This is a genomic window from Fibrisoma montanum, from assembly GCF_003583365.1.
GTDB lineage: Bacteria > Bacteroidota > Bacteroidia > Cytophagales > Spirosomataceae > Fibrisoma > Fibrisoma montanum.
This window is the reverse complement of sequence record NZ_QXED01000008.1, coordinates 159,187-182,318: the sequence shown is the minus strand read 5'-3', so window position 1 is coordinate 182,318 and position 23,132 is coordinate 159,187. Positions and strand designations below refer to the sequence as shown.

The 23,132-nt window shown below is 56.7% G+C and carries 18 protein-coding genes; 17 read left to right on the top strand and 1 reads right to left on the bottom strand.

The window, feature by feature from the left end:
• Window positions 1-89 precede the first annotated feature (89 nt).
• The 17 genes from tgt (at window position 90) to DYU11_RS25090 (ending at window position 22,728) form a co-directional block, all read left to right on the top strand.
• Complete coding sequence (gene tgt / locus DYU11_RS25170; RefSeq protein WP_119670498.1) at window positions 90-1,220, top strand: tRNA guanosine(34) transglycosylase Tgt; 1,131 nt, start codon at window positions 90-92, stop codon at window positions 1,218-1,220.
• A gap of 216 nt (window positions 1,221-1,436) precedes the next feature.
• On the top strand, window positions 1,437-2,861 hold the full coding sequence (locus DYU11_RS25165) for an OmpA family protein (RefSeq protein WP_119670611.1): 1,425 nt from the start codon (window positions 1,437-1,439) through the stop codon (window positions 2,859-2,861).
• Window positions 2,862-3,065: 204 nt separating this feature from the next.
• On the top strand, window positions 3,066-5,345 hold the full coding sequence (locus tag DYU11_RS25160; protein WP_229366028.1) for an SLBB domain-containing protein: 2,280 nt from the start codon (window positions 3,066-3,068) through the stop codon (window positions 5,343-5,345).
• A complete protein-coding gene (locus DYU11_RS25155; protein WP_119670497.1) occupies window positions 5,345-6,424 on the top strand; it encodes a Wzz/FepE/Etk N-terminal domain-containing protein in 1,080 nt (359 codons plus the stop codon). Before DYU11_RS25160 ends, DYU11_RS25155 begins: the two co-directional genes overlap by 1 nt.
• Before the next feature lie 69 nt (window positions 6,425-6,493).
• A complete protein-coding gene (locus DYU11_RS25150; RefSeq protein ID WP_119670496.1) occupies window positions 6,494-7,786 on the top strand; it encodes a nucleotide sugar dehydrogenase in 1,293 nt (430 codons plus the stop codon).
• Between the two features lie 19 nt (window positions 7,787-7,805).
• Entirely contained in the window at window positions 7,806-9,194 is a 1,389-nt protein-coding gene (locus tag DYU11_RS25145) for a lipopolysaccharide biosynthesis protein (protein WP_147368029.1), read from the top strand.
• Window positions 9,191-10,432, top strand: coding sequence for a glycosyltransferase family 4 protein (locus tag DYU11_RS25140; protein ID WP_119670494.1), 1,242 nt, complete (start codon window positions 9,191-9,193; stop codon window positions 10,430-10,432). The genes DYU11_RS25145 and DYU11_RS25140 overlap by 4 nt, the downstream gene beginning before the upstream one ends.
• The gene (locus tag DYU11_RS25135; protein WP_119670493.1) at window positions 10,429-11,547 is read left to right on the top strand and encodes a glycosyltransferase family 4 protein; all 1,119 of its coding nucleotides are present in this window, start codon (window positions 10,429-10,431) and stop codon (window positions 11,545-11,547) included. The genes DYU11_RS25140 and DYU11_RS25135 overlap by 4 nt, the downstream gene beginning before the upstream one ends.
• Window positions 11,544-12,893 (top strand): hypothetical protein, encoded by a 1,350-nt coding sequence (locus tag DYU11_RS25130; RefSeq protein WP_119670492.1) that lies wholly within the window; start codon window positions 11,544-11,546, stop codon window positions 12,891-12,893. The genes DYU11_RS25135 and DYU11_RS25130 overlap by 4 nt, the downstream gene beginning before the upstream one ends.
• Window positions 12,877-14,034, top strand: a complete 1,158-nt coding sequence (locus DYU11_RS25125) for a glycosyltransferase (protein ID WP_119670491.1) — start codon at window positions 12,877-12,879, stop codon at window positions 14,032-14,034. The genes DYU11_RS25130 and DYU11_RS25125 overlap by 17 nt, the downstream gene beginning before the upstream one ends.
• On the top strand, window positions 14,031-14,708 hold the full coding sequence (locus tag DYU11_RS25120; RefSeq protein ID WP_119670490.1) for a class I SAM-dependent methyltransferase: 678 nt from the start codon (window positions 14,031-14,033) through the stop codon (window positions 14,706-14,708). Before DYU11_RS25125 ends, DYU11_RS25120 begins: the two co-directional genes overlap by 4 nt.
• 21 nt (window positions 14,709-14,729) lie before the next feature.
• Entirely contained in the window at window positions 14,730-15,863 is a 1,134-nt protein-coding gene (wecB, locus tag DYU11_RS25115) for a non-hydrolyzing UDP-N-acetylglucosamine 2-epimerase (RefSeq protein WP_119670489.1), read from the top strand.
• Window positions 15,860-18,043: a bi-domain-containing oxidoreductase gene (locus DYU11_RS25110; protein WP_119670488.1), complete on the top strand. Its 2,184-nt coding sequence runs from the start codon at window positions 15,860-15,862 to the stop codon at window positions 18,041-18,043. Before wecB ends, DYU11_RS25110 begins: the two co-directional genes overlap by 4 nt.
• Entirely contained in the window at window positions 18,040-19,635 is a 1,596-nt protein-coding gene (locus DYU11_RS25105) for an alginate lyase family protein (RefSeq protein WP_119670487.1), read from the top strand. The genes DYU11_RS25110 and DYU11_RS25105 overlap by 4 nt, the downstream gene beginning before the upstream one ends.
• Window positions 19,632-20,825 (top strand): glycosyltransferase family 4 protein, encoded by a 1,194-nt coding sequence (locus DYU11_RS25100; protein WP_119670486.1) that lies wholly within the window; start codon window positions 19,632-19,634, stop codon window positions 20,823-20,825. The genes DYU11_RS25105 and DYU11_RS25100 overlap by 4 nt, the downstream gene beginning before the upstream one ends.
• Window positions 20,822-21,736 (top strand): NAD-dependent epimerase/dehydratase family protein, encoded by a 915-nt coding sequence (locus DYU11_RS25095; RefSeq protein WP_119670485.1) that lies wholly within the window; start codon window positions 20,822-20,824, stop codon window positions 21,734-21,736. Before DYU11_RS25100 ends, DYU11_RS25095 begins: the two co-directional genes overlap by 4 nt.
• The gene (locus tag DYU11_RS25090) at window positions 21,733-22,728 is read left to right on the top strand and encodes an MraY family glycosyltransferase (RefSeq protein WP_119670484.1); all 996 of its coding nucleotides are present in this window, start codon (window positions 21,733-21,735) and stop codon (window positions 22,726-22,728) included. Before DYU11_RS25095 ends, DYU11_RS25090 begins: the two co-directional genes overlap by 4 nt.
• On the opposite strand, the gene DYU11_RS25085 is transcribed toward DYU11_RS25090, so the two are convergent.
• Window positions 22,636-23,073 (bottom strand): DUF4267 domain-containing protein, encoded by a 438-nt coding sequence (locus DYU11_RS25085; protein ID WP_119670483.1) that lies wholly within the window; start codon window positions 23,071-23,073, stop codon window positions 22,636-22,638. The two genes, DYU11_RS25090 and DYU11_RS25085, sit on opposite strands and share 93 nt — an antisense overlap.
• Window positions 23,074-23,132: the final 59 nt, after the last annotated feature.

Below are 23,132 nucleotides of genomic sequence, written 5' to 3'. Positions count from 1 at the left end.
GGAGGAAAGGGGGGAGTGATTTGAACGTATTTCCCTTCCTCCTTTTCTCCTTTCCTCCTCTCCTCCCTTTTTTCCCCTAATTTTGTAAAATGACATTCGAAATCTTAGCCCGGGATCCGCAGTCGAAGGCCCGCACGGGTACGTTAACGACTGATCACGGGCTTATTCAAACACCTATTTTTATGCCCGTTGGAACGGCCGGTACGGTCAAGGCGGTCCACCAGCGGGAACTTGAAACTGACGTTCAGGCCGAAATCATTCTTGGCAATACCTATCACCTTTACCTTCGGCCAGGGCTTGAGGTGCTGAGCCAGGCTGGTGGTCTGCACCGGTTCAATGGCTGGAGTCACCCGATCCTGACCGACAGTGGCGGCTATCAGGTCTATTCGCTGTCGAATACCCGCAAGATCAAGGAGGAAGGCGTTACGTTTAAGTCGCATATCGACGGGTCGACGCACCGGTTCAGCCCCGAGGGGGTGATGGACATCCAGCGGACGATCGGGGCCGACATCATCATGGCCTTTGATGAGTGCACGCCTTATCCCTGCGACTATGGCTATGCCCGGCAGTCGATGGAGATGACCCACCGCTGGCTTGATCGCTGCATCGGTCGGTTCGACGCAACCGAGGGGCATTACGGCTACCAGCAGACCCTGTTCCCCATTGTTCAGGGCAGTACGTATCCTGACCTGCGCCGGCAGTCGGCGGAGTTCATTGCATCGAAGGGGCGCGAAGGTAACGCCATCGGTGGACTGGCTGTGGGCGAACCGGCGGAGGAGATGTATAAAAGCATCGAACTGGTTAACGAAATCCTGCCCATCAATAAGCCCCGTTACCTGATGGGCGTCGGTACGCCGGCCAATATTCTGGAAGCTATTGCCCTGGGCGTGGATATGTTCGACTGTGTAATGCCGACCCGTAATGCACGGCACGGGATTCTGTTCACGACCGAAGGCATCATGAACCTGAAAAACGAAAAATGGAGCCGCGACTTCAGCCCGATCGATGCCAACCTGGGCGGTTACGCCAGTACGTTCTACTCCAAAGCCTACCTGCGTCACCTCTTCAAGGCGGAAGAAATTCTGGCGGCTCAGATCGCCAGTCTGCATAACCTGACCTTTTATCTGTGGCTGGTTCGGCAGGCGCGGGCGCACATTGAGGCCGGTGACTACGTGACGTGGAAGAACCAAATGGTTGAGCGATTGATGCGCCGGTTATAATATTTTCAAGTTGATCGGATCGTCTCGTTCAGGAGGATTCGGGTCATGTTGCCAAACAATGGCCGGACGAGTTGGTTTGTAAACTTGATCGAGACCCCTTATTTGCCCCGGAATAAAGTTCAGAAAGGCAAATTACGGTCCCGTTCAGACGGTACGAGCCGGTCAGGTCGCTTTATCCATCCGTTGTATTTAGTCTATAACAAAACCCTGAACGTGATGAGGAAACTGCTTCTACTACTGACGTTTTGTTGCCTGCTGGCACTGTTGCCCAGACCCAGTCAGGCTCAGTATAATCCCAACGCTTCCTACGACGGTCCCGCCAGGCTGAACACCTGGTCGGTGTCGGCGCACGGTGGCTGGTCGCAGTTCTACGGCGATCTGCGGGAGTACGATTTCTTCCCCGTTGGCGCAGATAACTTCGATAGTGTCAATGAACGAAACTCATTTTTTGGGGGCCTGACCGTAGGTAAGCAATTGTCGCACCTGTTTGGCCTGCAACTCGGCGTAAACGCGGGAAACCTGCGGGGCATGAAGCGTCGGCTGTACTACTCGTACTTCCGGTCCAGTTTTGTCCAGACCGATCTGACGGGTAGCGTTAACCTCAAAAGTCTGCTGTTTGGGGTCAACAAAATGAAGCACTGGAAAGTGGATGCTTACACGGGAGTGGGTGTCATGTTCTACAATGCCAAAGCGTTTGAGCTGACCACCGGGCGGCTGCGCCGGCAAACCGGCGACGTTAGCGATCTGGTGGTACCGATGGGGCTGGCGGTACATTATGAACTTGGCCCGCGCTTCGACATAGGGATTGACATCCGGGTAAATCACGTTAACTCCGAGCGGCTGGACGCGACCATCGGGGGCGATGCTTCCAGTTTGTTCGACCTGGTCGGTAACCGCGGCAGCCTGAGCGAAACGTTTGTGCGCCAGGGGAATTCGGCTAAAGACAAATGGGGTTATGGCGGTATTATGCTAACGTATAAGCTGGGCCGGCGGGCCATTCGGGTGCAGAAGGTCAATGATAAATTTGATTACGACACTACGGCCGGAACGTATCACCTGCGCTGGACCGATCCAAAATCGCTCATCAAGCCGCCGGTTATCCTGACGTTGGCTCAGATCGACTCGGTAGCAAAAGCCAACCGCCCGCCCGATATCGATCCTAAGCTACTGACCGACACCGACAACGATGGCGTATCAGACTATTTCGACAAGGAACCCAATTCGCCGACCGGCAGTGTCGTGTCCGGCTCCGGCGAAGTCATTGACTTTGATAAATACGTCAGTGCGGCCCTGCCCGGTATCGCCTGCGCGGAGATATTCGCCAACATTGAGTTCGACACCGACAAAAGTGCCCTGAAACCGCAGTTTAAAGAGGTGCTTAACAAAGTCGTTGAACTCATGAACAAGAGCCAATGCCGACTGCAACTGGCCGGCCATGCCGATCGGCGCGCGTCGGATAAATACAACCTGGCTCTGTCACGTCGGCGGGTTGAGGCCGTTCGGACGTATCTGATCGAAGCCGGATTAAATGATCCGAGCCGCATTCTGGTCGATTATTTCGGGGCGTATAAACCCATTGCCGATCCGAGCAAAACAGGTATGCAGAAAAATCGCCGGGTTGAAATGAAACTGATTCCGTAAGCTTCCAACCTGATCAATTCGAACACATTGACAAAACCCTCAAAGTATATAGCTTATGAGGGTTTTGTCATTTTTAATTCAATCTTAAGTAGTCGTTTTGTGTGGACTTGTACATTTGTGGCCAATCCTGGTTCAAGATTTACACCGTAACACGCTTACCACCACTTGTTTGATCTATCGATTACCACACCACGGCTTGTCTTATTGTCTTTATGCTACTTAAGTATTTTTCTAAATCGGCCGGTCTGGTCGCAAAAAGCAGACAACTTAACCGACGAACAGGTTCAGCAATTTGTGCAGCAGGCTCAGGCCAGCGGCCTCTCGGAAGCGCAGATTGAGCAGTTGGCGCAATCGCGCGGATTTACCACGGCCGATATCAGCAAGATGCGGCAGCGCATCGGGCAGGTCAAAGCGGGGCCGGCTAAATCCGCCGAAACCAGTGTGGTTCGGGAGCAGCCGGCAACCCCTACACCGCCCCCCGCGCCAGCGGCCTCGTCGGTGTTTGGCGCTTCGCTTTTTGCCAATGCTAATCTTTCATTCGAGCCCAATCTGCGGATTCCAACGCCACGCAACTACCAGGTAGGGCCGGAGGATGAACTCATCGTTGACGTGTACGGCAATGCGCAGCAGACGTACCGCCCGAAAGTCAGCCCTGAAGGCAGCATCCGGCTTGAAAACCTCAGCCCGATTTACGTGAACGGCCTGACCATCGAACAGGCCGAACAACGTATCGTCAGTCGACTTCGGACGTTGTACGCCGGACTGAATACGGCAACCAGCGGCATCTTCGCGCAGGTCACGCTGGGGAGTGTCCGAAGCATAAAAGTGACCTTACTGGGGCAAGTGGTTCGGCCGGGAACGTACACGCTGTCGTCGCTGGCTACGGTGTTCAATGCTCTTTACGCAGCCGGTGGACCAGCGCCGGATCGTGGCTCCTTTCGAAACATCCGGGTGTATCGCAACAACCGGCTCGTCCGCACGCTCGATGTCTACGATTTTCTGCTGCATGCTGACCAGAAGGATAACATCCGGCTGCTCGATCAGGACATCATTTTTGTCGACCACTACGGTACCCGCGTTGAGTTGACGGGCGAAGTAAAGCAAACGGGTCTTTACGAAGTTCGACCCGGCGAAACGCTGCGGCACGTATTGGCCTTTGCCGGAAATTTCACTGACAAAGCCTACACGGCGTCGATTGCGTTGCGACGGAACACGCCCACCGAACAGCAATTAATTACTATTCAACCCGCTGAATTCGGTCAGTTTTTACCAATCGCAGGTGATCGATACGCCGTTGGGGCCGTGCTGGAGCGGGTGGCGAATAAAGTGTCTATTACGGGCGCCGTTTTTCGGCCCGGCGATTATGCCCTGGAAAAAAACACGACTCTTCAGCAGTTGATCAAAACCGCCGAGGGTTTGCGGGAAGATGCGTTTCTGAACCGGGCCACCATTCGTCGGCTTCGTGAGAACCTGGACCCTGAAGTTATTTCTGTCGATCTGGGACGGTTGCTGCGGAACGAAACAGCCGACGTACCGTTGCAGCGTGACGATGTGGTGCAGATTACGGCCGTGGGCGACCTGCGTACGAAACGTACCGTCAGCATTCAGGGGGCTATCAACCGGAGCGGCTCGTTCGATTACGTCGACAGCATGACGGTGGCGAATCTGGTGGTGCTGGCTGGTGGCTTCTCCGATGGGGCGATTGCGTCGCGCATGGAAATTGCCCGGCGGATCAACGGCGATACTACGGGCATTCCTGATGGTCAGAACGTACAGCTTATTGCGTTTGCGATTGACCAGCACCTGCGGCTGGATCCTAAAGATGCTCAATTGATTTTGCAGCCCTTCGATCAGGTGTTTGTCCGCCTGTCGCCCCGCTACGAAGCGCAGAAAGGAGCCAGCATTGCCGGCGAAGTCGTATATCCGGGTACGTACGCCATCCGCGACCGGAACGAACGTATTTCGGATCTCATTACGCGGTCGGGCGGGCTCAAAGCGGGGGCGTATTTGCCGGCTACGCGCTTCTCACGCAAAGGGGAGCTGGTTTCGCTCGATCTGAAACGCATTCTGAGTAATCCCGACGACGTGAGCAACCTGCTGCTGGAAGACGGCGACCTGCTGACGGTGCCGCGACAGACCGAACTCGTTCGCATTCGGGGGGAGGTGGTGAACCCGGCTACCGTGGAATACGACCCGGCCAAGTCGTTTCGGGCGTACGTAGGTGAAGCCGGTGGTTTCACGGCAAAAGCCTCGAAGCGAAAAGTGTATGTAGTTGGGGCTAACGGTAAAATCAGGCCAACCCGATCGTGGCTCGGTATCCGGAAATACCCGTCGCCGGAAGCCGGTATGGAACTGGTGGTGCCCGCCCGGCCACCCAAAGATCAGACCAGGTTATCGGCCAGCGAACGACTGGCTGTTCTGACGGTCATCGCCACCGCATCAACGGTGATACTAACCGCTATCCGCGTTATTACGAACCGATAATGGAGCAAACTACGAACGTATCGACGGCCAGCCGAACAGCCAGCCTTTCCGGGTCGGCCGGTCAATTGATCAGAATATTGGTGCAGAACCGGGTATGGGTTTTGCTCGTTGCTCTGCTGTTTGGCTTGGCGGGAATTGGGCTGGCCCTGATGGCCACACCGGAGTTTGTATCGGAAGCCAGGATCATGCCGGAAATGAACAGCGGTTCCAACGACGTATTCAAGCGACTGGCATCGGTGGCGGGGTTTGCCGGCATCGATTTGGCTGAAACCGAAGGCGTTGACGCGGTTCGTCCGGACCTGTACCCGAACGTACTGCAGAGTACCCCTTTCATTTTGTACCTGCTCGATCGACCCGTACGTACCCGATCGGGTACAGACCAAACCGTAACCAGCTTTTTAGAAACGCACAAAAGCTGGTCCGTTGCGAAGTTTCTGGCCCGAAACGAAGAACCGCAGCGTTTAATTAAAAATGCCCCCGGCCAGCCGATGGAACTGACCCGGCAGCAGCAGGATCTGGTCGAGGAGGTGCAGAAGCGGGTGTCGGCCAGGCTGGATACGCGCTCGGGGATTATTACCATCACGGCAAAAATGCCCGATGCAAACGTAGCGGCCGGGGTGGCGCAACTGGCGATGGATTACCTGACGCAGTACGTGACGAGCTACCGGACCGAAAAAGCCCGGCAGGATCTGCAATTCTATGCCGATCGGCTGAGCGAGGCCCGGCGACGGTACCAGAACGCGCAGAAGGGCGTTTTTGAATACAACGATCAGCACCGGTACATGGTCGTGCAGGCCGCGACGATGGATAAACAGCGTCGGGAAGCTGAACTGTCCATTGCGCAGACGGTTTATACCGAACTGGCCCGGCAGTATGAACAGGCTAGGCTTAAAGTACAGGAACGTACGCCGGTATTCAAGGTGCTCGAACCTGCCAATGTGCCGCTGATTCGCGTGTCGCCAAAACGAACGGTGATGGTGCTGTTTTATACGCTGGCTGGCTTTGTTGTCGGTAGTTTGACCGTGCTGGCAATCAGGCTGAACCTGGCGGAACGCTTAAAAACACTGATGGCTCGCTGAGTCGGCCTGACTGGATTCATTACCCTTTATATCAACCTATTGCTACGTAATATTCACTTGACTCCCACCATGTACGAAGAATTGCTTCAGAAACAGAAACAGATTGCCGTTGTTGGACTTGGCTACGTCGGGTTACCGATTGCGCTGGAATTTGCCCGGCATTTCCGCGTCATCGGCTTCGATATTAACGCCGACCGGATCGCTATGATGCAACAGGGCGAAGACCCGTCGCGCGAACTGGAACCAGCCATGTTCTGCGATAAAGACATTTTGTTTACGGCCAATCCGGACGACCTGAAGCAGGCTAATTTCTTCGTTGTGGCCGTGCCAACGCCGGTGGATGACTATAAGGTGCCCAACCTGAAACCGTTGCAGCGAGCCTCGGAAATGATCGGAAAAGCCCTCAAACCCGGCGATTATGTTATCTATGAATCGACGGTGTATCCCGGCTGCACGGAAGACGACTGCCTGCCGTTTCTGGAAGAGCATTCTGGGTTGGCGCTTGGGCGTGATTTCAAGATCGGGTACTCACCTGAGCGAATTAGCCCGGGGGATAAGAAGCGGACGCTGACCACCATTAAAAAGGTGGTGTCCGGGAGCGACGCCGAGGCTCTGGAACAGATAGCGGCCGTGTACGGCAGCATCATCAAAGCCGGTATCTACAAAGCGCCGAGCATCAAGGTAGCCGAAGCCGCCAAAGTCATTGAGAATACCCAGCGCGACCTGAATATCTCGCTGATGAACGAGCTGGCCATCATCTTCGACAAGATGGGAATTGACACGCAGGAGGTGATCAAGGCCGCCGGTACGAAATGGAATTTTCTCAAGTTTACGCCGGGGCTGGTCGGCGGGCACTGCATCGGAATTGACCCGTATTACCTGCTTTATAAAGCCCGCCAACTGGGTTATGATCCGCAGGTGATTAACAGTGGTCGGCGTATCAACGACGGCATGCCGGCCTACATCGCCACGAAGCTGTTGCAGATGCTATTAAAAAAGGACAAGAACCCCCGGCAGACTAAAGTGCTGGTTATGGGGCTGACCTTCAAGGAGAACATTGCCGACATTCGCAATTCCAAGGTGGCCGAACTGGTGCGCGAACTCATGAAATATTCCATCAATGTGCACCTGGTTGATCCACACGCGTCGCCCAACGAAGTGGCGCGTGAATACAACCTGACCTTGATGGACGGCCCGTCGAACAAGTACGATGCGGTGATTGTGGCGGTTTGTCATGACGAGTACAAAGCGTTGGACATCAGTCATTTCAAGGAGCTGATGAACGGACAGCCCATTTTGCTGGACTTGAAAGGAATGTATGCGGTACGTGAGGAGGATGGGGTAGAATACTGGCGTCTGTAACCCTTAACCGAATCGCTTCTTGTTACACCGTATACTTCGTGCAATGGCGGCCAACGCGGTTGGTCAGGCCACTACATTGCTTATCCAGCTGATCAGCGTCCCCCTGTTACTTTACTACTGGGGAACTGCGTACTATGGCGAATGGCTGTTGCTGTTCACCGTGCCTTCGTACCTGAGTCTGAGCGATGTGGGGTTAGTATCCGCAGTGGCCAATGAATTGGCCGTCAGTTCTGCTCAGCAAGCGTATCGGCGCTCGGTTGTGCTGCTGAGCAGCGGTCTGATGGCAATCGGCTACCTGAGTTTACTGACCACAACCGGCTGCTACACCGTTCTGTCGACAGTGCCGTACCAGCACTGGCTGGGTATCCAGCGCATTACGGAGGAGGAAAGCGCGCGGACGTTGATTGCCCTGATGGCATACGTCGTTTTGTGTCTGCAGCAGGAACTCCTGAGCGGTGTGTACCGGGCCGAAGAGCAATATGCCACCGGACGGCTGTGGATTACTGCCACCCGGCTGGCAGAATTTTTCGCGCTGGTGCTGCTTGTTGTTTCCGGAGGAGAAGCGCATCAGGTAGCCCTGGCTTTTGCTCTGGTGCGCGGGGCCGGGCTGCTGAGCATGTGGGTCGATTGCCGCCGGCGCTTTACGTGGGTCAGGCAGCTTCACCCGCGGTATGTGGAGTGGCCGGTTATCCGGAATCTGCTGTCGCCCGCCATGTCATTTCTGGTGTTTGCACTGGCAAATGCTGCGGTACTCCAAGGCAGCATCCTGCTGATCGGCGCCCTCCTGACGCCGGTTCATGTTGTCACCTATACCGCCCTCCGAACGCTGAATAACGCCATCCGGCAACTCGTTGGCGTCGTTACGTTCTCCATCTGGCCCGAGTTTACGCTGGCTATTGCGCAGGGATTTACCCATACAGCCATAAAGCTGCACCGGCGGGCCTGTCAGCTTACGGTCTGGTTCACAGCCGGCGCCATCGCCGGACTGGAACTGCTGGGTGGCTCCATCCTGCATTACTGGACGAACGGTGCGGTCGAGCCGGAGCAACCTCTTTTTACACTGATGCTGCTGGCTACGTTGCTGTACACCTTCTGGAACACCAGCGCCACAACGCTCATCGCCGTCAACCGGCATCAATCCGTCGCGCTCTGGTTCCTGATGGGGAGTCTCGGGGCCCTGGGCTTGGGCGCTTTACTACTGCCGCAGTGGGGATTAGCCGGACTGGCTACAGGCTTTGTCGTAGTTGATGCACTACTGGTTTGGGTAGTACTCCGCCAAAGCCTGCGGTTGCTGGAAGAGGAGCGTATGCGGGGACTACTCCAAAGCATGGTGACCGATTTTGGCTGGATAAGGCAATTAAAACGAACAGGCCGGGCAACCAGCGCAACGAAAGAAATTGAATCATGACAACGAAGCAGGCGTATGCCACCCGATGCGTAACGGCTCATGCCGGTGCCCGCGATTTCTATCAGCTCAGTCTGGCCCTGCACGAAGCGGGCATGCTGGAGCGGTTGGTCACCGAAGCGTACGCGCCGGACTGGCTGTATGCGGTGGCGCCGGAGCAGGCCCGAAAACGATATTGTCCGGGTTTGCCGAAATCGACGGTGACGCTTTCCAGAGGAGCTTTGTACCGTACGATACGTTCCCGGCTAGTCAATACGTCCGATACCTTCGCCATCGATCATTGCCTGAGCCGAACCGCTTACGAGGTGGCCAGGCGAACGAATAGCAATCTGTTTCTCTACAGTTACTACGGCCACGAAGCTTTCTGGCGGGCGATTGCGGACCGTAGTGAGCGTCAACGCATTCTGTTTCAGTTGCATCCGCATCCGACGGCTATCCGGCACCTGCTGGCCGGTGAAATGGAGCGGCTGCCGTTCGCAGCTCAGTCCATTCGGGATGAGGAGGAGTTTCAACTGCTACCTGATCAACTGCACGCCCTGGCCGAAGAACCGCTGCTGGCTACATTGTGCGTAACGGCCAGTCAGTTTACGCGGGCTACACTGATTGAGCACGGGGTCCCGGCCGACCGAATCCGGGTGGTACCCTATGGGGTAGACACCACGGCATTTCCTGCCCGGACCAGTGCACCAGCATCCCGGCCGTTTCGCGTGGTTTTCGTTGGGCGAATGAACCAGCGGAAAGGGCTGGCCGATCTGTTGCAGGCAGTCAGGCTGCTGAACAGCCGACACGTGGAGGTGGTTATCTGCGGCCGGGGTTATGTGGACTATAGTATGCTGGCGGAGTATCGTGACCTGACTATCAACATTCAGTATGCGCTGCCAACCCCCCGGCTGATCCGGGAGCTTCATCAAAGTCACGTATTTGTATTACCATCGCTGGCCGAGGGATTTGGCCATGTTATTCTGGAAGCCATGGCCACCGGTTTGCCGGTAATTACAACGGCCAATACCTGCGGCCCCGACGTACTGACTGAAGGCGAGCATGGGTATCTGGTGCCCATTCGTACGCCCGAAGCCATTGCCGCCCAACTGGAAAACGCTATTCGCAACCCCACCGACTGGTTTGCTATGGGCCAGCTGGCGGCTCGACAGGCGCGGCTGTTTACGTGGGCGCGATTTCGGCGAGGAGTTACAGACGTATATCTACAGGCTACGGCTTCGCAACTAAACCCCACCCTATGAAGCCGAAACTCAGTTTCTATACCAACATTCCGACGCCGTACCAGGACGATTTTTTTACGGCCTTAACCGCCCATGTCGATCTGACGGTGGTGTTCTACGCCACTACGGAGCACGGTCGGCAGTGGTTTGTTGATCAGCGGCCCCGGCCCTACGCCGTTCACTGGCTGCGCGATAGCCGCGTGGCTTGTTTTGTGCAACGTTGGCTGAAAGATTATCATTTCAGTTGGGGCATCTTCCGGACTGTTCTGCATGACCAGGCCGACTACGTCATTGTAGGGGGTGGCTACTGGGTTCCAAATGCCGTTGTAGCGATGGTCCTGACCTACTGGCGCGGCAAGACCGTCACGTTTTTCGGCGAACGCCTGACCGGGCATCCGTCAGGTTGGTGGGCGGCTGTTAAGCGGCTTCTGCTTTGGCCGCTGCGGTACGCCTGTACCCGGGTGTTTGCCATCGGGCAGGAAGCGGCCGATACCTACACCGCTTTCGGCGTGAGGCTTCCCAAAACAATCGTGCCTTACTCCGTTGCCATTGAGCCATTTGTGCAGGAACACCAGCCGTTGGCTGCGGGCAACCGGCCGGTCAGGCTGCTGTCGTCGGGGGCGTTGATCCCGCGGAAGGGTATGGATACGTTAATCCGGGCGGTTCGGTCGCTGAACGAGCCCCGGTACGCTGACCTTCGGCTACAGATCGTAGGGGAGGGGCCTGAACGACCGGCGCTGGAGCGGCTTATCGGCGACGATACCCGAATCGAACTGCTGGGGTTTGCAAACGTCGATACGCTGCCGTCGCTCTTTCGGGAGGCAGATGCGTTCGTGTTTGCGTCGCGCTACGACGGCTGGGGCGTGGTGATCAACGAGGCTATTGCTGCGGGACTGCCCATCATCAGCAGCGATGCGGTAGGGGCTACCCGCGAATGGGTTCGGCCGGGCCTGAATGGCTTCGTCTGTCCCGCCGACGACGTAGGCGCTTTTCGGGGTGCCATACGCCGGCTTGTCGACGACCCGGCACTTCGCCATAAGCAGGGACGCTACAACCGGGCCTTTCGGGAGCAGACCAGTTCGGCACATTACGCCCGGCTTATGTTTCAGGTCATTCAACAGGATTTGGGCTTATGATCTGGATATATACCTTACTCAATGCGCTGATTCTGGTCGTCGGCATCCGATACGTGCGGCATACCGGAGCGCAGTACGTGATTCCATTCGCTGTCTGTCTGGGGTTGCTGGTCGTCTACTGCTTACTGACACCCTTTTATTACTACCTCACCGGTCGCGAAACCGTAACGGGTGACCTGGGCATGTTCCGGTTTGTGGGGAAAAACATCCGGGCTTACTTTGAGCCGGGAATGCTGGCCTACATGATTGCAAACGGGTGTTTTGTACTGGGGTTTATCAGCCGGCAGCTACCCGAATTAAACCGTACGTCATCGCTGCCTGCCGATACGCTGGCTTCCCTGCGCCGGTACGTTGTTGGTTTATATGGCTTGTTCATGGGTATTGTCCTGGCCGACGTCATCATCAGCGGTGTCAATCCACTGGCAGTGTTGCTCGGTAGCTCCGACCAAAGCCTGTTTGCCTCGCAGAGTGCCAGTAACACATACTATTTCCGGGCGTTCGCCGATTCCATCATCACGACCATTGTTCTGTACGCTTACCTGCGGGGTAATTTTTCAAAGCTGGTCATGCTGCTCGTTCCGGCGTTTGTGCTGTTTGCCCTGCTGGGATTCCGGTACCGCCTGATCCTGACCATTCTGGGGCTGGTGCTGGTATACCTGCTACAAGGCGGGCTAACCATTCACCTGAAGCGCTGGACGGTAGCTGGTCTGCTGATTTTTTACTTCGTTTCGACCATCACGCACAACCGGTGGTACTTCATCAGCGGGCAGTACGACGACATGACACTCGACCCAACCCGATACGATTACGCGATGTTCTTCGAGCAAACCCGGGGTTCGCTGGCCGACTTTAACCTGCTTCGGTATTACGACGAAAATCCGGAAACATCCCACGATTATGGTGCATCGATGTTCGGGTACGTACTGGTTCGCGTGGTGCCCAGGCAATTGTTTCCGGGCGGTGAAAAGCCGTATCCGTCGCCCTACCTCGACGTACTGGACCGGTCGCTGGAACTGCCCCGCGACTGGCTGCGTATTGGCGAGGCAACCCTGCATTACGGCGCTTTTTACGCCGGTTTCGGCTGGCTGGGTTTCTGGTTGCTGCCGTTTGGGATGGGCCTTTGGCTGAATGCGTTTGTCCGACGGAATCCGGCCGCCAATCCCCTCGGATTTTGTAAACAGATTGTGTTTTCGCTGGCCTTGTTCCAGCTCATTACCCGCGGCTATTTTCCGCAGTTTGTCGACCATTACGTGTACCTGTTCATACCGCTGTGGCTGATTGGCCGCCGGATGCGGCAGGTTACCGTTCCCACCGTACTCCCCGTTCATCATGAAGCTGTTTGTTAACGCCGTCAATTTATCGTCGGCAGGCGGGCTAAACGTGGCCCTGAACTTTCTGAAGGGTGTGGCCACGCTGAAGCCGGACGACCTCCACGTATACGTAGCGGCTCCTCGTCACTGCGGCTACGAAGCCCTGGCGACCGAGGCCATACACCTGTATTTTCTGCCCAGGGGTTCGGGCTACTGGGTGTCTCGTCTGTACATCGACTACCGTTGGGTACCGTCGCTGATCGACCGTATCAAGCCCGACATCATTTTCACGATGGGTAATTTTGCTACGCCCGTACCGGGTCGGCAGGCCGTTCTGCTGCATTATCCGCATCCGGCCTATCCCGATGAGGTCGATATCTGGAATCGCCTGGATTTGTTTGGAAAGCTGAACGTCTGGATGCGCAACCAGGTGTTCAGTCGCCGGATTCACTACACGGATGTGCTGCTGGTACAAACCGAGACCATCCGGCAGCGTATCCGTCAGGTCTATCCGGATCTGCCTGCAATCGCCCTGTTACCGAATGCGTACACTACGCTGCGCAGCCAGACCACCTATGCTCTTCCGTTTGTGAAGCAACTGGGTTTTCGGTATCTGATGTGTTTGTCGCGGTATTACCCACACAAGAATCTGGAAGTGCTGCTGGACGTAGCCCGGCTGATCCGGGATCGGAACATGCCGTACCGACTCCTGCTAACCATCGAACCAACTCAGCACCGTAAGGCTCGTCGGCTACTGGACCAGATTGAACGACTAGGTCTGACTACTACATTGATTAACATTGGGCATGTGCCTGCTACGGGCATTTACTCCCTGCATCAGCAGGTGGATGGGCTGGTGCTGCCGACCCTGCTCGAATCATTTACGGCTACGTACGTCGATGCTCTGCACTTTGGTCTCCCCATCTTTACCTCCCGCCGGGATTTTTCGGAGGAAGTATGCGGAGACTGTGCCTACTATTTTGATCCACTGTCGGCTGAAGACATTCTGGACACCATTCATGCCGGGTTCAGCAATCCGTTTCGGATGCAGCGCAACATCGACCGGGGTCGACAACGATCAGCGCAACTGCCCGACTGGCCGGCGGTGGTGCAGATGGGCTTAGAATCACTTTATGCACTCGGTCCTGAATCGCAATCTACCCTGAGCCGCCTATGAACGCCGTCGATTTTCATTCCGACATTGCCGAGGCTTTTGACGAGCGCTACCGGCAGTCGCCGGGGTTTCGGGAGCGGTTTCGGGTCTGGACGAAGCTGTTTGGCCGCTACGTCAAACCGACCGACAGCGTGCTGGATTTAGGTTGTGGGTCGGGGATCTTCAGCAGTTACCTGGCCGGTTGGGGCTGCACGGTTACGGGCATCGACGGATCGGCGGAAATGATCAGCCTGTGCCGACAGAAGACGGTGGCCGCCAACGTACGCTACGTAGTAGAACCGTTGCCGCTGGCGTCGCCGGGCGATTACCCCGTGCAGGACGTAATCATCGCGTCCAGCCTGCTGGAATACATCGACGACATGACGGCTATGCTTTCGCAGGCTAACCAACTGCTTCGACCAACGGGTTTGCTGATTGTTTCCATGCCCAATGAACGGAGTATGTACCGGCGGCTGGAACGGTTGCTGTTCGCCCTGACGGGGCGGCCGCGCTATTTTGCCCACATCCGGAACCTGTCGAGCGAGGCTAAGTTCGATCAGTTGCTGCGAAAAATGGGCTTCGACGTAATCGAAACGGCTTATTTCTCCAGTTATGACCCGGTATCCCGTTTTGTAAAATTTGTTCTGCCGCGCCCCTACGCCAATACCCTGTTTGTGGGCGTGTATCAGAAGCGATAAGTTCTGTTACCCACCGTATCTATGAAAATTATGAACATTGTAGGGGCCCGGCCTAACTTCATGAAGGTGGCACCCCTGCACCGGGCATTCCGCCAGCAACCGGGCTTTCAGTCCCTGATCGTACACACCGGGCAGCACTACGACGCCCGCATGGGCGACGTGTTTTTTGGGCAGCTTGGGTTGCCTGCACCAGACTATTACCTTGGCATTGGGGGCGGTACGCAAACCCGGCAGACCGCCGACATCATGCTCCGGTTCGACGAGGTCATGGCTGCTGAACAGCCGGACCTGGTGCTGGTCGTCGGCGACGTCACCTCGACCGTTGCCTGTGCGCTGGTGGCGGTGCGGCTCGGGGTTCCGGTTGCCCATGTTGAGGCCGGTCTGCGCTCCGGCGACCGCCGGATGCCGGAGGAGATCAACCGCATACTGACCGATCACCTCGCTGATCTGCTGTTTGTGACGGAGCAGGCCGGCCTTGATAACCTTCGGCGCGAAGGCATTGCTGACGACCGGGTTCATTTTGTCGGAAACGTCATGATCGATTCCCTGCTTCAGTACCGGACAAAATCCAATGCACTGAATACCGTTGGTGCACTGGGCCTGACGCCGGGGCAGTACGTCCTGATGACCATGCACCGACCGGCTAACGTGGACCACGAAGCAGGGTTGCGAAACCTTGTCCGGATTGCTGAAGATACGGCTCGCTATAGGCCGGTCGTGTTCCCGGTTCATCCCCGTACCCGGGCAAATCTGGTACGTTATGGGTTGATGGATCGGCTGGCCAACCTGCCCAATAGCCAGCTTCTGGAACCCCAGGGGTATCTGGAGTTTCTGAATCTGATGGAGCACGCTGCCATCGTGATCACGGACTCGGGCGGTATCCAGGAGGAAACAACGTTCCTGCAAGTGCCTTGCCTGACCTTCCGCGACAGTACCGAGCGCCCCGTGACGGTCGAGCTGGGCACAAATCAGCTACTGGCCGATCTGAATCCCGACACGGTTCAGCAACACGTAGCCGCTATTCTGGCGGGGCGCTCGAAACCCGGTGTCATCCCGCCGTTGTGGGACGGACAGGCGGCCGAAAGAATTGCTGACATCCTCAGCCAACGTACGATCAGGGCCACGTCTGAAACCGTTCTCGCCGGGGCTTTATGAAACAGCTTGTACAGAATCTTAAAACCGGCGAAACAATTCTCGAAGACGTGCCCATTCCGCAGGTTCGGCGGGGGCAGGTGCTGATCCGGACGCGCCGGAGCCTGGTTTCTCTGGGTACCGAACGCATGCTCGTTGAGTTTGGAAAAGCCAGCTTACTGGCCAAAGCCCGGCAGCAGCCCGACAAGGTAAAGCAGGTGTTCGACAAGATCAGCACGGATGGACTCGTACCGACGCTGGAAGCCGTGTTCCGAAAGCTCGATCAGCCGCTGCCCCTTGGTTACTGCAACGCCGGGGAGGTGATTGCGGTCGGGGAGGGCGTACTGGACATCCGGCCGGGCGATCGGGTGGCGTCCAATGGGCCGCATGCGGAGGTCGTTTGTGTACCCCGCCATCTGGTCGCCCCGATTCCCGACACAGTCAGCGATGAGGAAGCCGCCTTTACAGTCATTGGAGCCGTTGGCCTGCAGGGCATCCGGCTGCTGAATCCTACGCTGGGCGAAACGGTAGTCGTGATCGGCCTGGGCCTGATCGGGCTGTTAGCCGCCGATCTGCTCCGGCTCAACGGCTGCCGCGTAATCGGTGTCGACCCTGACGAAACGAAACGGCAACTGGCCCGCGAAAAAGGCATTCAGACCGTACCGCCGGCCGACGACACGGATGTGGTTAGTTACGTAATGGCTCAGACAAACGGAGCGGGAGCCGACGCCGTGCTGCTGACGGCGTCGACCAGGGGCGATGAACTCATCTCGCAGGCGGCCCGGATGAGCCGGAAGCGGGGCCGAATCGTGCTGGTGGGCGTCGTGGACCTGAGTCTGAACCGCGCTGAATTCTACGAAAAAGAACTGACCTTCCAGGTGTCGTGTTCGTACGGGCCCGGTCGCTACGATGAAGCCTACGAACAGCAGGGCCACGACTATCCGCTGCCGTTTGTTCGCTGGACCGAAAACCGAAATTTTCAGACCATCCTGCATCTGCTGTCGACGGGGCAACTGGATGTAAAGCCGCTGATCACGGACGTTGTGCCGTTGACCGACTACCAGCAGATTTACGCCCGGATCGGTCAGTCGCGTTCCATTGCGTCGCTGCTTCAGTATGCCGAAACAGTGGAGCAACGTACCACGATTTTCCTGCCTGACCATCACTACGGCGGGATGGGTGACACAAAGAACCGCCCGATCGTAGGTATCATTGGGGCGGGTAATTTCACGGGGGCGACCTTGCTTCCTGCGCTACAGCCAACGGGGGCCGCCCTTCGTATTATTGCCAGTGCCGGTGGCCTCAACGGGACGCTGCTCGCCAAAAAGTTTTCGATCGCCGAAAGTACCACCGATTATCAGCAGGTTATCCAGCATCCCGAGGTCGATCTTGTCATCATCACAACCCGGCACAACAGCCACGCCCGCATGACGAGCGAAGCCCTCCGGGCCGGTAAGCATGTGTTCGTCGAAAAGCCGCTGGTCATTTTTGAAGAGGAATTGCCCGGAGTCGTGGCGGCTCAGCAGGAAAGCGGCCGGACGGTGCTGGTCGGGTTCAATCGTCGGTTTGCCCCGCATGTGCAGCGCATGAAAACCGTGCTCGGCGCAGAGCGGTCGGGCGATGTGCCGATGAACGTAATCGCGACTATGAATGCGGGCTTCATGCCGACCAGTGCCTGGGTACATGACCGGACTGTGGGCGGAGGGCGGCTGCTGGGAGAAGCCTGCCATTTTGTTGATCTCATTACGTTCCTGACCGGGAGCCGCGTCGCGGCCGTTTGCATGAACGCGATGGGCAGCCGACCGTCGGAAACGGCCGATTCGGCCTCACTGCTGCTGCGGTATGAGAACGGGTCAACGGGTGTGGTTAACTACTTCGCCAATGGCAGTAAAGCCTACGCCAAAGAGCGGATCGAGGTGTATTCGCAGCAACGAACGCTGGTACTCGACAACTTTCGGAGCCTTAAAGGATTTGGATTCGGGCGCTTTTCCGGACTGAAAACCCGTCAGGATAAAGGGCATGCCGAACAATTCAGCCGGTTGGTGCATCAGTTGCGGACGGGTGGCGAACCGTTGATCCCATTTGCCGAGATCGTGAACACGACGCAGACGACCCTGGCTGCCTTGCGGAGTCTGCGCGAGGGTCGCTGGGTAGCCGTCGAAGAAATCAGCATGGACCAGCCCGAAACCATAATGGCCGTATGATGCGCCGATGTGGACTACTCTGGCGAACAGTCCAGCATCTGCGTGCCCGGCAGGTTGTGTATCAGGTCTGGAACCGATTGAGACCAGCGACTGCATTGCGGGTGCCGGCAACAGCTCCGGCTGCTCACTGGCTTCGTGTATCAATTGCCGATAAGCCAGTTTCCCGCAAAGGTCAGGCGTTTTCGTTTCTCAATCAGAGTGTTGTCTGGGGAGATCCCGGCCTGATTGACTGGAACTATGCGGCCAATGGCAAGCTCTGGACGTACAATCTGACGTATTTCGATTACCTGAACCAGCCAGACGGACGGACGGGTATCGGACTGGCACTGATCCGCAGTTTTATCCGCCAGACTAGTCGAATCAGCGATGGGCTGGAGCCGTATCCTACGTCCCTGCGCATCATGAACTGGGTCCAGTTTCTGTCGCGGCACCAAATCAGGGACGAACCTGTTCAGGCCCATCTGTTCGCGCAGGTATCGTTGCTGCGGGGGCGGCTGGAGTATCATCTGGCCGGAAATCATCTGCTCGAAAATGGTTTTGCGCTGCTGATAGGTGCCTTGTTTTTCCGGCAGCGACACTGGTTTCGTGCCGCAGCGGCACTCGTGCGCCGGGAGCTGACAACGCAAGTGCTATCCGATGGTGGACACGACGAACGAAGTCCGATGTACCACCAGATCCTGCTCGACCGGCTGCTGGACGTAGCCCTGGCCGTTGGGCAGGATTCCTGGCATGGCGATCCGGCGCTGCTTGCCTTCCTGAATCAGAAAGCCGCGTTGATGCTGGGCTGGCTGGGGGCCGTTACCGTTTCAAACGGTACTGTGCCGATGGTGAATGATGCCGCCGAAGGAATCGCCCCTACCACGGCGCAACTCCGCCGAAAAGCGCTGGAGGCCGGTATCGTACCAACGTTCGTACATCTGGGCGAAAGTGGATACCGGCTGTACCGCCACGGTCGATACGAGCTTTTCGTAGACGTTGGCGCTGTTGGCCCTGATCACCAGCCGGGTCATGCCCATGCCGATACGTTCTCATTCCTGTTGTATGTCGATGGACAGCCGGTCCTGGTTGATCCTGGTACTTCAACGTATCAGATAGGCGACCGGCGGCAATGGGAGCGTAGTACGGTGGCACACAATACCGCTACTCCTCAACTGGCTTCCGGAGAGTCGCCCGATTCGTCTGAAATGTGGAGCGGGTTTCGGGTTGGCCGGCGGGCGCGGGTAACCCTGCTCGACGATACCGGCACCCGTCTATCGGCCCGGCACAACGGCTACCGGCGACTCGGGCTGACCCATCAGCGAAGCTGGCAGATGACAGCCCCCGGCCGGATTTGTGTTTTTGATCGGTTAACGGGGAGCGGAGCAAAAACTGGCGTGGCCCGCTTCTACATTCATCCGCGCTGGTTGCCGGAGAGTCAATCCGGCCTCGTTACCATTGGGTCCGTGCAGATCAGGTTTCAGGGCGAGGCCGTTGGCGAACCAACAATCCAGGTTTATGCCATGGCTGCGGGGTTCAATTGCTGGCAACCCGCTCACTGTCTGCTTGTTCCGTTTGCTGGCTCCTTACAAACCACCGTAACCATTCCGTCATGACGATTCTGTACCTGACCTTTTATTTTGAGCCCGACCTGTGTGCCGGGTCGTTTCGCAACACGGCCCTGATTAACGAACTGGCCGGTCAGCTTGGGCCCGACGATGCCGTGCATATCGTTACGACGCAGCCCAATCGGTATCAGTCATTCAGCGCTGAGGCCCCGGCGCATGAGCAGCGCGGAAACGTAACGATTGATCGAATACCCGTACCGGTTCATGCGAGCGGCCTTGCCGATCAGATTCGGTCCTTTCTTGCGTACTATCGGCAAACCCGCCGACTGACCCGTGGCCGGTCGTACGATCTGGTGTTTGCTTCCTCGTCGCGGTTGTTTACCGCCTTTCTGGGCGCTGGCCTGGCCCGGCAACGGCGCGCTCCGCTGTATCTGGATATTCGCGATCTGTTCCGGGAAACGATTCTCGACGTATTCAGGAATTCGCTGATCCGGATACCGCTAAACCCGGTCTTACGGGCCGTTGAACAGTATACGTTTGGCTACGCCACCCACATTAATCTGGTGTCCGAAGGATTCCGTTCGTATTTCGAGGGTTTCAGGCAGGCGACGTACAGTGTGTATACCAATGGCATTGATGACGAATTTGTTGACTGGCCTCCCATCGGCAAAACCCATTCCAAGGTTCGGACGCTGCTGTATGCTGGTAACATTGGCGAAGGGCAGGGGTTGCACAAAATCATTCCGCAGGCGGCCCGACAACTCGGCGATGGATACCGGTTTGTGGTTATTGGCGATGGCGGAGCAAAACATAAACTGGAAGCCGCCATTCAACGTGAAGGTGTAACCAACGTAGAGGTTCGTCGGCCGGTTGGCCGGGATGCCCTGGTTGCCGAGTATCAGACTGCCGATTATCTGTTCGTGCATTTAAATGACCTGGCTGCGTTTGAGCGCGTACTGCCGTCGAAGCTGTTCGAATACGGTGCCACGAATAAACCCATTGTTGCCGGGGTAGCCGGCTACGCAGCCCGGTTTGTGCAGGAACACCTGCCCAACAGCCTGCTGTTTGCTCCCGGTGATGTTACGACACTGGTGCGATTATTGCGCGAAAATTCGTATAAATTACAGGTGAGAACAGCCTTTACGGCGCAGTTTGGCCGCAAAATTATTATGCAGCAAATGGCGCGGCAGATACTGACGACACGACCGACTGAAACGCTCATTCCAGCTACTATATGAACGTCTTATTGACCGGAGCATCAGGTTATGTGGGAAGTCATATTCACCGCGGTCTGGCGCCCGACCACGTAGTGACCACCGTGGGCCGGCAACCACTTGGACATCGGCACATTTCTTGCAACCTGGCGGCAGAGGTACCTGACCTATCGGGACAGTATATTGATTACGTCGTTCATGCGGCCGGGAAAGCCCACTCGGTGCCCCGCAGGCGTCGGGAACTGGCCGAGTACGAACAGGTGAACGTACAGGGCACGGCCCGGTTGCTGGCGTCTCTCGACCGATTGCCGACCTTGCCCCAGGCTATTGTGCATATCAGTACGGTGCTGGTCTACGGCCGCGATGAAGGCTACTGGCTTACCGAAGATACGGCTTTGCAGGACAACGGGGTGTATGGACTGAGTAAGATTAAAGCCGAAACTCTCGTCCGGGAGTGGGCGCAACGTACCGGCGTTCGCGCTGCCATCCTGCGCCTGCCGCTGGTCGTAGCTGAAGAACCTACCGGCAACATGGCCGCACTGATGACCGCCATCCGGCGCGGCTACTACGTCCGGCTGGGCGACGGCGCAGCCCGGCGGAGTATGGTCCGGGCCGACGACCTTGCGACGATCATACCCCGGGCGGCTGCAATCGGAGGGGTTTTTAACCTGACGGACGGGCACCATCCCAGCCTTCGGGAGCTTGATGAGATGATTACTCAATACGTTGGCCGAACAAGAGTCAAGGCCGTTCCGACCGGACTGGCCAAAGCGGTAGCCCGTGCGGGCGACGGTGTTAATGCTCTGATTGGACGGAAGTTTCCGCTCGATTCGGTTGCTTTGCGTAAATTGACGAGTTCGCTGACCTTTTCGGATCAGGCGGCCCGCCAACGGCTGAACTGGAACCCCCGACCTGTACTTGACCTGTTTGTATGACATTTACCTTCTACCTGGTTATCACCACGGCGCTGTTTGGTACCGAACTGCTCTACCTCCAGGTAGCCGAGCGGTTCCGAATCGTCGATAAACCCAATGAGCGCAGTTCACATACCGCCCAGACGATACGGGGTGGGGGTGTTTTGTTCTGGATTGCTGCGCTGGGTGCTTTCATATACACTCAGTTTGCGTTCCCGTATTTTTTCCTGGGTCTTACACTGGCAGCCGCCATCAGCTTTCTGGATGATCTGTACACCCTGCCCAATCGTTACCGCATTGGCGTACAGTTTGTGGCAGTAGCGCTCCTGCTGCGCGAAACGGGCGTATGGCCGACCGAACCGTGGGTCTGGCTGATTGTGCTGGTTGTGGGCGTGGGTACGCTGAACGCCTACAATTTCATGGATGGCATTAATGGCATCACGGCGTTTTATAGCCTTGTTACGGTCGGGACGCTCTGGTACTGGCAGGTTCGGCAGCCTGTTCTGGCGGCTGATTCGCTTTTTGCGTTCGTGCTGGCATCCGTGCTGGTATTCACGTATTTCAACGCCCGGCGAAAGGCCGTTTGCTTCGCAGGCGATGTCGGTAGTGTCTCTATCGCGGTCATTATCCTGTACATGCTGTACCAATTTATTATCGTCCACCAGACGTACCTGCCCATTTTGCTGCTGGCGGTATACGGGGTCGACAGCGTTCTGACCATCCTCCACCGGTTGTATCTGGGGCAGAACATCTTCCAGGCCCATCGGCTGCACCTGTTCCAACTGCTGGTTCACCGGCTGCAATGGCCGCATCTGCGGGTATCCGCCTTGTATGCCCTGCTGCAACTCGGAATCAACGCCATGGTGCTGGCCGCCGTCAACTGGTCAACGGCGGCTCAGTTGGGATTGGCAGGGTTGATTCTACTGACCCTGTCGGTGAGTTATTGTGTGCTCAAATTGAGGCTGATGAGTGCTGCGCTCGTTGCGAAACAGAACGTAGCCGTACACCCATAAGGCTATTGCGGTACCCCCGTGAATCCACTCGGAACCCGCTACAGCATGTGGGTCGCTGAGAACAATCAGCATATCAACAACCGGTATCAGTGAGCCGGCCAGGGTTACGCCCCCGAGCGGTTTAAACCACCTGGCCGCTGTGAAACCAATAAACAGTAGTCCTGAGAAGACATCCCGAATGCCTTTGATGTAATGAAACGCATTGGTCGGCTGGTCGAAAACCAGACCGTAGCCGCGTTCGGCAACTTCGGGAGCGAGCAGAAAGCGGCCTCCAATGAACACCAGTCCGGCACCGAACAGATAACCTACGGCCGTGATCCAGCCAGAAAATTGCTTTGTTTGCATCGTCGTTCGTGATTTAGTTTGACGAAGCAAAGGTCTTCGCCAGCCGTAAGCGATGCATT